Source organism: Haloferax litoreum (assembly GCF_009674605.1).
Taxonomy (GTDB): Archaea; Halobacteriota; Halobacteria; order Halobacteriales; family Haloferacaceae; genus Haloferax; species Haloferax litoreum.
The window spans coordinates 219588-231369 of the sequence record NZ_WKJO01000002.1; the positions used below are offsets into that span (position 1 = coordinate 219588).

Below are 11782 nucleotides of genomic sequence, written 5' to 3' on the forward strand. Positions count from 1 at the left end.
GTGGGCGTGCTGAATAGAGGCGGCGTACCCGCCAGACTACTCATTCAGCGTCATACCTCTCAGTTCCTTTTTCAGATGCGTCAGCGCGAGGGCAGGCACGTTCTTCACGAAGTCGCGTACTGCCCTTGGCCCCGCGTCCCGCAGTACCGTTGCGACATCCTCGATTGAATACGTGATTTCTCGCAGGAGGTCGTGATTTCGACAGAGTCGAAGGATTCAGAGGACTCGGAAGACTCGAACAGTATCGCGCTTCCCGGGTTCTTCGAGCAATTGAGCGAGGCCGATGTCTGAGAACACCTGTTTCCAATTTCGGTGAAACAACGGAAAGTCGTCGTTGACGTAACTCACTTCTGCACCGTCGCGACCACGTTGCGGACTGTTTCCTTCGTTCTCAGCCGTGATGACCAAGTCAGCAGAGGCGCGGGCTAACTCCTCGAACACCCACTCGTCGTCGGGGTGGACGTGCTGGAGGGTTTCGACGGAGTAGATGACGTCGAACTGGTCGTCACGGAATTCGGGGACGAACTCCTCGATTGCGCCCGTATGGAACGTCCCAGTCTGGGCTAACTCTGGGAAGTATTCGGCCATCGCCTCGAACGAGTCGTCGTTGAGGTCGATGCCGGTGAGGTTCTTGTAACCGTGGTCGAGGAGGTGTGAGAGGTGGCGACCCGAACTGCACCCGATTTCGAGAATCTTGGCGTCGGTGCTCACGTAGTGGTCGAAGACAGTCGCAAGCGTCTCACTCACCTCGTTCGGTCCGATTTCGGCGTAGTACGCCGGTGAGTAATCACCCGACCGCTCGGCCCAGCCACGATGGTTCTCCTCGGGGTCCATACTCGCCGGGATGTGGTCGAAGAGTAAAGGCCCCCCGGAGTCCGAGCGACGGAGACAGGACAGACGAGCGACTACTCGTCCCAACTTTCCGTACCGAGTTTCTCCGAAACGATGGAACCAATCGCTGACCGAACGGCGTCTAAATCGGCATTACCCGCGTCGAGTCGGGCGTACTCCTCGCGGACAATCATCTCGAATACTCGTGTCTGGACTTCCGTGGTCGTCACCGCTTTGTCCAACGACTCGATTCGTTCGACTGCCCGGTTGATACGCGGTTCAGTCACAAGTTCAGCGACACCCTCGCTGGAGGTGTCACGAATCGGGTCGGCAGTTTCTGCCTCCTCGACACCGACATTTCGCAGTATAGCACTCCCGCCACGTCGGTTCTCGACGAGGACGCCCGCCGCGGGTCCGTCGTACCACGCAGACGGCGGGATATCGTACCGGTCGGGATGGAAGTCTCGAACGTTCACCTCTTTCTGGAATGTGTTGACCGGGTCGATTCCGAGGCGTTCGAACACCTGTTCGGCTTTTTCGATTGGAAGCAATCGCTCGGAACCCTCGTTCCAGATGCCGTGGCCGAGGAACGCCGGCGTTCTTCCCCACTCGTACTCCACGCCGAGGTTGCACGGTGCAACGCCGAAGAACACGAACGCAGACGGGTCGTCGACGGCATCGTAGAAGGCGTCTCGGTCGAAGTGTTCGCGTACCTGTCTGACCGCGTACCGATAGGGCGGTGGCACGTCGTCGAAGACACGGTCACAGTCACCGAACACGAGCAGGCCGGACGATGACATCTGAAACCGCATTCTGTGTCCACAGACGTACTCTCGAAGCCAGAGGTGGCCACTCGACAGAACCGCTTCGTGAGCGTTGGCGAGTTCGGGGGTCTCGGGATACGGTTTCATGACCGGGTAGGCGTAGTTTCACCGCCTGGTCAAAGACTGTTGGTGTGGTGGAACCGACCCGTGGGATTCGAGACAGGCGAAGTACGAAAACCGGCACACTGGACGGGGACCACAACGGCCACACGGTTTGTCCTGAACAAAAATTATAATTAATTGACTCGATTTGTTTTGTATGTGCAATGACACCACACAATTTGGAAGATTACGAGACGCTGCGGTCGGCGTTCTCGTGGGACAACATCTACGAAGCGGCCGGGTGGGACGCCCCCGAAGAGATGAACATCGCCCACGAAGTGGTCGATCGACACGCCGACCACCGTGAGCGAGTGGCGTTGTACCATGTCGGGACCGACGGTGACCTCTCGAAACTGACGTTCTGGGAGTTGGCTGACCGGTCGAGTCAGTTCGCAAACGTCCTCGATGAACTTGGCGTCGAACGCGGCGACCGGGTGTTCTCGTACATGCCTCGGATTCCAGAACACTACGTCGCTCTGGTCGGGACACTCAAACACGGTGCTGTGTGGGGCAGCATCAACGAACGGTTCGGCCCCGACGGTATCTCGTATCGCCTCGACGACTGTGATGCCTCGGTGGTCATCACGACGACGGACAATAGAGAGACAATCGAAAAAGCACTGGACGATGCACCGAGCGTCGAACACGTCATCACGGTCGACAGAGGAGACGGTGCACCGACCGACGACGTCATCTTCAACACCGCACTCGACCACGCGAGCACGACCTACGAGACGGCACGCACGAGCGGTGAAGACGACGCACTGCTCTACTACACGTCGGGGACGACAGGACTCGCAAAAGGCGTCCTCCACAAACAGCGATGGTTGGCGGGCGTCGCAGCAACCCAGCGATACGCCGTGGACCTCCAACCGGGGGACATCTACTGGAGTACCGGTGACCTCGGGTGGTTGACTGGCGCAATCAATACGCTCGGTGCGTGGTTCTGGGGTTCCTCGCTGTTTACGTACGAAGGCGAGTTCGACCCGGAGACGTGGGCGAATCTCCTCGACGAGTACCCGATTACCGTACTGTTCTCAGTCCCGACAGCGTATCGCATGCTTCGTGAACACGAGTCCGTCCTCGACGAGACGTCACCCGATTTGCGACACGCGCTTTCTATCGGCGAGCCCCTCAGTGCCGGCGTCGTCGAGTGGGCCGAAGAGACACTCGGCGTCACAATCCTGGATACGTACGGCCAAACCGAGACGGGGAACATGATAATCAACAACTATCCGACTATGCCGGTTCGTCCTGGGTCGATGGGCAAACCACTTCCCGGTATCGACGCCGAAATCGTCGACCCAGAGACTGGCGAGGTTCTGCCGCCGGGTGAAACCGGGGAAATCGCGGAGCGAGGCGACTATCCCTGTTTCTTCGCAGAATACTGGAACAAACCCGAGCAAACACGCGCGTCGTTCATCGACGGTCCCGACGGGACGTGGTACCTCTCGGGTGACCTCGCACACAAAGACGAAGATGGATACTTCTGGTTCGAAGGCCGCGCAGACGACGTCATCCTCTCGTCTGGATACCGTATCGGTCCGTTCGAAGTCGAAAGCTCGCTTGGTGAACACCCCGCCGTCGCCGAGGCAGCAGTCGTCCCCAAGCCACACCCTGAACGTGGGAACATCGTCAAGGCGTTCATCGTCCCGAGTGCGGATGCAACCCCATCCGACGAACTCGCCGAGGAAATTAAAAATCACGTCAAGTCGGAACTCTCGGCGCACGAGTATCCACGTGAAATCGAATTCCGAGACGAACTCCCGAAGACGGTGACCGGAAAGATTCGTCGAACGGAGCTTCGAGACGAAGCAAAGCAGGAGGCGTCGTAGAGCAAGGTCGGCTTTCGCAACTTCCTCGCCGGTTACTCAGCCTCTGTTTTTCGAGCGTGTCTCGAGTACGGGATTCCCCATAGACGACGTGCCGGCCTAGTTCGGAGGCGTCAACGAAGGCCGAGACGACAACGGACGCGATACAGCCCGCCACCAACTAGAATGCGGAGTTCGACTTCAATCTCGTATGCTGTCTCGATTGGCGACGAGAGACGCCTGCGTACGTCGACTGCAGACTGGAAAGAGTCTTTGCGTGCTTCGAACAACGCTTCGTATTGGGCTGTGAGTCTTCCGAATGGAGTCACGCAGACCGTGTCGAAATGTCTGCTGTCCAGTGATACCAACGTTCGGCCGGTACGCTTGCAGCATACATCAAGCGGGCAATCACTCAACGAGGGTATCGTCCGGCCCGACGACAGTATATAATTGTGTGCGATAGTTGATATATGATTAACAAAGATTTATATATGATTATCACTTACAAAAGGTAAGCGATGTTCGCCCGTATCTCATCACGCTGCGGGCGGACGCCTTATTCGACCCATGAGTTCAGTAGAAATTACCACAGGAAGAGAACCCATCACATCGTCTGCCGACGAGAAAGGAGTCAACCGAAAAGAGCGAACTGAGTGCCCCGAGTGTGAAGGCCGCCTCGCCACAGACACAGAGCACGCGGAGACGACGTGTACCGAGTGCGGCCTCATCGTCGACGAAGACCACATCGACAGAGGGCCGGAGTGGCGGGCGTACACCGCAACCGAAAACGGTGACAGAAGCCGTGTCGGAGCGCCCACGACCAAACTCCTACACGACAAGGGGCTTTCGAGCCACATCGGGTGGGAGAACCGCGATAGCTACGGGAAGTCCCTGAGCACCCGCCAGCGTCGACAGGTCCAGCGTCTCCGAACCTGGGACGAACGGTTCCGGACCCGCGACCACAAAGAGCGAAACCTCAAACAGGCGCTCGGTGAAATCGACCGGATGGGGAGCACACTGGGCCTCTCAGACGACGTTCGTGAGACTGCGAGTGTCATCTACCGCCGTGCTCTCGAAGAAGGACTCCTGCCGGGTCGAACTATCGAAGGAATCGCGACGGCCTCGCTCTACGCCGCGGCCCGCCAGATGAAGACGCCGCGGAGTATCGTCGAAGTCGCTGCAGTGAGCCGTGTCGACGAAGTCGAGTTCAAGCGGGCCTACCGGTACATCGTCCGCGAACTGGGCTTGGCCGTCGAACCGGCAAGCCCACTGCAGTACGTGGGGCGACTGGCGTCGAGCCTCGATATCGACGTGGAGACAGAACGACTGGCCCGCGAACTGCTCACGACGGCCGAGGGGACGGGAACGTTCAACGGAAAGAGCCCGATTGGCCTCGCTGCCGCCGCAATCTATGCGGCTGGTCGACTCTCTGACAAGAACCTAACGCAGGACGAGATTGCCGACGTTGCAGAGATGAGTACGGTAACCATCCGCAACCGCTACCAGGAACTCCTGGACGTCTACGAAGCGACCCACTCAGTCGCGGTCTGACATCGTCGGTTCTTCACTGGACTTCTCTTCGGACCACACCATCTCTGAGTGGTTCTTGTCGTTCCAGTCGACGTATCCGTCTTCGAGCATCTCGACGACGGTCTGGCCGAGGTCTAACAGCTCTGTCCGAATTTTCGACGCAGTGTCTCCGTTGGGGACGACAGGGACCTGGAACCGGAGCGACTCTGCCACGGGGTCCCAGTAGAAGTCCATCTGCTCGATGAGGCCTTCCTCTCGAACGAGTTCGTACTCAGATTCGGACAAGTCCGTGTATTCTGCCCACTCGTTGAACGCTTCACTCCACGCACCGTCTCGGAATAACCCCTCTAATTCTCCCCGTCGCAGGTCGCTTTCACCCTCGATTACTTCACTCGCATCTAGTTCACCTGGCGTTCCTCGGTTCGTCAAGTCAGGCGAACCGGGTGTCTCGACATCCAGCACCATACGATAGCTGTTGGTGGGCAAAGACGTTAAATGACGTTGTCAGTTCGCGAGTTGTCGTGCATCAAACCGCATCGAGACGGGGAAGACGACGCGTCGAACGTGTTAGGCGTCGGGCCAGCGTTCGATGTAAATCGCCTTGTCCGTGTAGAAGTTGATCATATCCTCTCCCTGTGCGTGCAAGTCGCCGAAGAACGAATCCTTCCACCCACCGAAGTGGAAGAATGCCATCGGCGCGGCGGTTCCCGCGTTGACCGCCAAGTTGCCCGCATCGACTTCGTGGCGGAACCGTTTGGCGTCGCTGCCACGGTCAGTGAAGAGACTAGCGGCGTTGCCGAAGTCGCTCCGATTGACAATGTCGAGAGCGTGGTCGAAGTCACTCGCTTCGACGAGTGCGAGAACCGGTCCGAAGATTTCTTCGCGTGCGATTGTCGCATCGGGGTCCACGTCGCCGAAGATGGTCGGGCCGAGGAAACTTCCCTCGGCTGGTACCTCGACTTCACGTCCGTCGAGCAAGAGTTTTGCACCGTCTTCGATACCGGTCTCGATGTAGTCGAGGACGTTCTCACGGTGCTGACCGGAGATGAGTGGACCCATGTCCACGTCGTCACTCAGGCCGTCCGCGACGGTCATGTCCGCGGCCTCGTGGACGAGTCGCTCAGCGAACTCCTCGTAAATCGCCTCGTCGACCACGGCGACCGGGTTCGCGAGACAACGCTGGCCGGTGTTCGCGAACGCGGACCCGAGGGTCTGTTCGGCAGCGAAGTCGAGGTCCGCGGACTCGGCGACGACGATGTGGTTCTTCGCGCCACCTTGCGCTTGAACACGTTTTCCGTGCGTCGCGGCGGACTCGTAGACGTGCCTCGCGACGGGCGTACTCCCGACGAACGAGACGCCTTCGACCCCCGGGTGCTCGATGAGTGCGTTGACCGCATCGGCGTCGCCGTTGACGAGTTGAACGACACCGTCCGGGAATCCCGCCTCATCGACGAGTTCGACGATGCGCTGTGCCGTGACCGGAGTCTTCTCACTTGGTTTGAGAATGAAGGCGTTCCCCGTGGCAACCGCGTACGGGAGGAACCACAGCGGAATCATTCCGGGGAAGTTGAACGGCGTGATAGCCGCGAAGACACCGAGTGGTTTTCGAACGGCAGTCTCGTCTATCTCGGGTGCGGCGTTCGGGAGGTGGCCGGCCTGCATCATCGATGGGATGCCACAGGCGACTTCCACGTTTTCGATGCCGCGGCGGAGTTCGCCCTTCGCCTCTTTGAACGTCTTGCCGTGTTCGCGGACGAGAGTCTCGGCCAGCTCGTCCTGCTGGGCTTCGAGGAGATTCTTGAGTTCGAACATCGGTTGAATACGAGCTTCGACGGGCGTGTTCGCCCACTCCCCGAAGGCCGCCTGTCCGGCCTGAACAGCCTCGTCGACGTCGTCTGCTGTCGAGTAGTCGAGTGTTGCGACGGTGTCACCGGTTGCTGGGTTCGTCACTTGGCCGCCTGCCGGCCCCGTAGCGGGCGTCCAGTGGCCGTCGATGTAATTCTGGAGTTCGCGGGTCATCTATACCGCCACCCGGGTTCGTGTGAGCGCATACCACAATTCTGGAGTTCACTCATAAATAGGTCCGTGCCACTCCGACTCTCTGCCCGCGCCGGTGGCGACGATATTCGTCAGTAAACGAGGTCAGTTCGACACGCGAACGACCAGCGGGGGTGGTTAGAGATACAACTGGTTGTGTGCCTCAGGGCCAGAGGCCGCGGGACTCCTTCGCTTCGGCGATGCGAGTGATGCCGACGACGTACGCGGCGTCTCGCCACGTCACGTCGAGGTCGGCCTTCGTCTCACTCACGTTGTCCCACGCTTCGAGCATCGCGGTTTCGAGTTCGTCGTAGACGCGTTCGAGAGACCACGCACGACGGTTGATGTCCTGTAACCACTCGAAGTACGAAACGGTGACACCGCCGGCGTTCGCGAGAATGTCCGGGATGACTTCGACACCGCGTTCTTCGAGCATCTCGTCTGCGGCGAACGTCGTCGGCCCGTTCGCCCCTTCGACGACGAGGTCAGCCCGAATGTCTGCGGCGTTGTCTGCCGTGATGACGTCGCCGATGGCGGCCGGGATGAGCACGTCCACGTCGAGTTCGAGGAGTTCTTCGTTCGAGAGCGTCTCCGGCGCGTCGTACTTCAACACGGCTTCTGGCTCTTCTTCGTGTGTCGGCACGTCGTGGGTATCGAGGCCGTCTGCGTCGTAGATGGCACCGTTCACGTCTGAGACGGCGACGACAGTCGCACCGTAGTCGTCGAGCAATCGGGCGGCGTTCGCACCGACGGACCCGAATCCCTGGACGGCGACAGTCGTGTCCTCGATGTCCATGTCGTAGTGGTCGATGGCCTCACGCGCGATGATAGCGACGGACCGGCCCGGAGATTCCTCGCGGCCGTAACTGCCACCGATGACGGGTGGCTTGCCGGTTACGACGCCGGGCGTCGTCTCACCTTCTTGCATCGAGTACGCATCCATGAACCACGCCATGGTCTGGGCGTCGGTACCCATGTCAGGCGCAGGGATGTCTTTCTTCGGACCAACGAAGTCACGGAGTTCTTCGGCGAAGCGCCGCGTGAGTCGTTCTTTCTCACCGGTCGAGAGGTCCTTAGGGTCGACGACGATACCCCCTTTCCCGCCACCGAACGGGAGGTCCATCACGGCACACTTCCACGTCATCCACATCGAGAGACCGACGCACTCGTCTTCGGTCACGTCGGGGTGGTAGCGGAGACCACCTTTGTAGGGTCCACGGACGTCGTCGTGTTGAGACCGATACCCGGTGTACACTTCGACGGTGCCGTCGTCGCGTTTGAGTGGGACTGCGACGCGTTGAACCTTCGTTGGATGCTTCAACCGTTCGATGATACCGTCGTCGACGTCGACGAGCGATTCGGCGCGTTCCAGTTGGCGGCGGGCGTTGTCGAGTGCGGTGACGTGTTCCGCCTCGGTGTCGGAATCGTCCTGTCCGTCAGTGGTCGTCGCCATTAGGCCGTCACCCCCGGATGAACGCGACTGTACACGTCCTCTATCGCACCCTCGACTGCCTCGGCAATCCGCGAGACGGACGACTCACTCAGCGTCAACGGTGGCGAGAGCATCAGGTGGTCACCCGCGACGCCGTCGACGGACCCTTTGCCGGGGTACGTGTAGACACCTCGGTCGAGGGCGGCGTCGTAGACCTGTTTGTAGACCTTCTGAGAGGGGTCGAACGGTTCTTTCGTGTCTTTGTCCGCCACGAATTCGAGGCCGACCATCGGTCCAATCGCGCGGAAATCACCGACCATCGGATGGTCCGCAAGCGGGGCGAGTTCGGACGCGAGTTGCTGGCCACGTTGCTGGCCTCGTTCGAGGACACCGTCGGTGTACTGTTCGACGACGAAGTTCGCGACGGCCGCAGAGAGTGGGTTCCCGGCGAAAGTGTGCCCATGCGCGAACGAAACGTCCTCGCGCGCGAACTCGTCTGCGACTTTGTCGTTGACGAGGACGGCACTCATCGGCGTGTATCCGCTCGTGAGGCCCTTCCCGAGCGACATCATGTCCGGGGTGACGCCGTAGTGTTCCATCGCAAACAGCGGACCCGTTCGGCCGAACCCGGTCATCACTTCGTCTGCGATGAAGAGCACGTCGTACTCGTCACAGATGTCCCGAATCTCTTTGTAGTAAACTGGGTGGGGGGCCGCCGCAGGGATACTCGCACCACCGACAGGTTCGGCGACGAACGCTGCCACCGTGTCGGGGCCACGCTGACGAATCGTGGTCTCCAGTTCACGTGCCGCGGCACGGGCCTGTTCTTCGGGCGTGCCGTCGAACGACCAGCGGTAGGGATACGCCGGGGAGATGTGTTCCCAGTCCGTGAGGAACGGTTCGAAGCCCCGACGACGAAGCGTGTTACCCGTCGCAGAGAGGGCACCGAACGTCGCGCCGTGGTACGACTGCCAACGGGAGACGACGACGGATTTTTCTGGTTTTCCACGCGCACGGAAATACTCACGAGCGAGTTTGAACGCCGCTTCGTTGGCTTCACTCCCGGAGTTCGTGAAGAACACCTTCGAGAGGTCCCCCGGCGCACGTGTCGCGAGCGTGCGTGCGAGGTCCTCTGGTGCGTCGTGAGAGAAGTGAGAGAGACTGAGATACGAAACCTCTGCCGATTGAGATTCGAATATCTCCTCGATGCCCGGAACCGAGTGACCGAGGTTCGTCACCGCCGCGCCCGCCGCTGCGTCGATGAGTTTCTCACCGTCTTCGGTCACGAGGAACTCGTCGTGGGCGTGGTCGACTCTCGGAAGGTCTGGCTCGATACCACCTCCCCACTTGTAGAAGATGTGGTTGTGTTGTGCCATCTATCACGATTGACTGCATGCTATAATAAAATAAGTCTTACTGAGCACACTAGATTTCGTAGAGATTCTAAATCAGCAGAAGCATTTTCGAATGAGACCAGTCCTGCCGCTCTCCGTCGGGAACGGCGGAAAAGAGATGCGGGGCCGAATGCCAGACTGCGTGCGCGTCTCAGAGCGTCGGGTCCTGCTCGATAGGCACGTGGACCGTCTTCTCCTGAGTGTAACTCTTGAGCGTGTCACGCGCGCACTCGCGGCCCATACCCGAACGCTTGAATCCGCCGAACGGACTCCCAGTGACGGTTCGGCCGTAGTACTTGTTCACCCAGATGCTTCCGGCGTCGATGTCGGAAGCGGCGCGGTGGGCGAGCGAACCGTTCTCCGTCGCGACACCTGCTGCGAGTCCGAACTCCACGTCGTTGGCGAGTTCGATGGCCTCCTCGTATGTCTCGAAGGTGATGACCGTCTCGACGGGGCCGAAGATTTCCTCTTGGGCGATACGCATGTCGTTGTCTGCGTCGACGAAGACTGCGGGTTCGACGTACCAGCCATCTTCGAGTGAGTCGTCGTCGATTGTGTTGCCGCCCGTCGCGAGCGTGGCACCCTCTTCGACGCCGAGTTCGAGGTACGAGTTCACTTTCTCGTACTGTGCTTCCGAGACGAGCGGGCCGAACGTCGTCTCCTCGGAGAGTGGGTCACCGATGGTGTGGGACTCCACCTCTTCGACGAGGTGTTCGACGAACTCGTCGCGCACGTCTTCGTGGACGATAGCACGCGAGCACGCGTCACACGACTGCCCTGTGTTGTAGGTGATACTCCCGGCGACAGTCTCCGCGGCCTGTTCGACGTCGGCATCCGGGAAGACAACGAACGGTGATTTCCCACCGAGTTCGAGCGTTACCGGCGTGATGTTCTCCGCCGCCGCCGACATCACTGCCTCACCGGTCACGTCCTCGCCGGTGAACGAAACCTTCCGCACGTCGGCGTGTCCAGTCACGGACGCCCCCGCTTCGTCGCCGAACCCGGGGACGACGTTGAAGACTCCGTCGGGGAGGATTCCCTCGGAGAGTTCAGCGATTCGAAGCGCGGTGAGAGGACTCTGTTCGGCCGGTTTGAGGACGACGGAGTTACCCGCTGCGAGTGCGGGTCCAATCTTCCACGACGTGAGGACAAGGGGATAGTTCCACGGCGTGACACAACCGACGACGCCGTATGGCTCACGTCGGGTGTAGATGTGGGCGTCGTTCGCTGCCGCAATCTGCTTTCCTCCTTCGGCCCGGCAGATGTTCGCGTAGTATTCGATGAAGTCGAGTCCCTTCGTCACCTCTCCTTCGGCGTAGGCGAGTGGCTTCCCGGTGTCGAGACTTTCGAGCAGCGCAAGTTCGTCGAGGTTGTCTCGGAGGACACCAACCCACTCTTGGAGTGTCCGCGAGCGTTCCGCGGGCGTCGTCTCGCCCCACTCACCGTCGTAGGCGTTCCACGCTGCTTCGACAGCGGCGTCCACGTCTTCGTGGTCACATCGGGGAACTGAGAGAATGGGTTCGTCGACGACTGGGTCGCGAGTCTCGAACGTCTCGCCACTCGCGGCGGCGCGCGATTCGCCGTCGACCCATGCCTCGAACGTCCCGAGGGAACCGGCCTCCTCGATTGCTTGCTGGTGGTTCTCCTGAACCGAGTCTGTGTAGTGTTCTACTTCCATGGAGTCTGTCCTCGTCTACCACACACCACAAAATAATGGCTAATAAACCTAACTACAGAGCAATATTAGGACCCATATTTTGTAACTGCTACAATATTTTGACCTCAAAATACGAACGAGGGAAATCGAACGTCCGCGGTCGA

9 protein-coding genes and 1 pseudogene are annotated in these 11782 nt (G+C 59.8%); 2 read left to right on the forward strand and 8 right to left on the reverse strand.

What is annotated here, in order from left to right:
- Positions 1–36 precede the first annotated feature (36 nt).
- The 3 genes and pseudogenes from GJR96_RS18440 to GJR96_RS16415 form a co-directional block, all read right to left on the reverse strand.
- Positions 37–156: pseudogene (locus GJR96_RS18440) on the reverse strand (redoxin domain-containing protein); the annotation flags it as partial.
- A gap of 60 nt (positions 157–216) precedes the next feature.
- A complete protein-coding gene (locus GJR96_RS16410; RefSeq protein ID WP_151164515.1) occupies positions 217–834 on the reverse strand; it encodes a class I SAM-dependent methyltransferase in 618 nt (205 codons plus the stop codon).
- A 71-nt stretch (positions 835–905) separates the two neighbouring features.
- Complete coding sequence (locus tag GJR96_RS16415; protein ID WP_151164680.1) at positions 906–1631, reverse strand: hypothetical protein; 726 nt, start codon at positions 1629–1631, stop codon at positions 906–908.
- Between the two features lie 290 nt (positions 1632–1921).
- Here GJR96_RS16415 and GJR96_RS16420 point away from each other — a divergent pair, with 290 nt between their 5' ends.
- Together GJR96_RS16420 and GJR96_RS16425 are read left to right on the forward strand one after the other, a co-directional pair.
- On the forward strand, positions 1922–3592 hold the full coding sequence (locus GJR96_RS16420; RefSeq protein WP_151164518.1) for an acyl-CoA synthetase: 1671 nt from the start codon (positions 1922–1924) through the stop codon (positions 3590–3592).
- A gap of 543 nt (positions 3593–4135) precedes the next feature.
- A complete protein-coding gene (locus tag GJR96_RS16425) occupies positions 4136–5119 on the forward strand; it encodes a transcription initiation factor IIB (RefSeq protein ID WP_151164521.1) in 984 nt (327 codons plus the stop codon).
- Here GJR96_RS16425 and GJR96_RS16430 read toward each other — a convergent pair.
- From GJR96_RS16430 to GJR96_RS16450, 5 genes are all read right to left on the reverse strand, one after another.
- Positions 5105–5563, reverse strand: a complete 459-nt coding sequence (locus GJR96_RS16430) for a hypothetical protein (protein WP_151164524.1) — start codon at positions 5561–5563, stop codon at positions 5105–5107. The two genes, GJR96_RS16425 and GJR96_RS16430, sit on opposite strands and share 15 nt — an antisense overlap.
- A gap of 102 nt (positions 5564–5665) precedes the next feature.
- The gene (locus GJR96_RS16435; protein ID WP_151164526.1) at positions 5666–7117 is read right to left on the reverse strand and encodes a CoA-acylating methylmalonate-semialdehyde dehydrogenase; all 1452 of its coding nucleotides are present in this window, start codon (positions 7115–7117) and stop codon (positions 5666–5668) included.
- Between the two features lie 181 nt (positions 7118–7298).
- Positions 7299–8588: a glutamate dehydrogenase GdhB gene (gene gdhB / locus GJR96_RS16440; RefSeq protein WP_151164528.1), complete on the reverse strand. Its 1290-nt coding sequence runs from the start codon at positions 8586–8588 to the stop codon at positions 7299–7301.
- On the reverse strand, positions 8588–9943 hold the full coding sequence (locus GJR96_RS16445) for an aminotransferase family protein (protein ID WP_151164529.1): 1356 nt from the start codon (positions 9941–9943) through the stop codon (positions 8588–8590). Before GJR96_RS16445 ends, gdhB begins: the two co-directional genes overlap by 1 nt.
- Before the next feature lie 169 nt (positions 9944–10112).
- The gene (locus tag GJR96_RS16450) at positions 10113–11639 is read right to left on the reverse strand and encodes an aldehyde dehydrogenase family protein (RefSeq protein WP_151164531.1); all 1527 of its coding nucleotides are present in this window, start codon (positions 11637–11639) and stop codon (positions 10113–10115) included.
- Positions 11640–11782 lie beyond the last annotated feature (143 nt).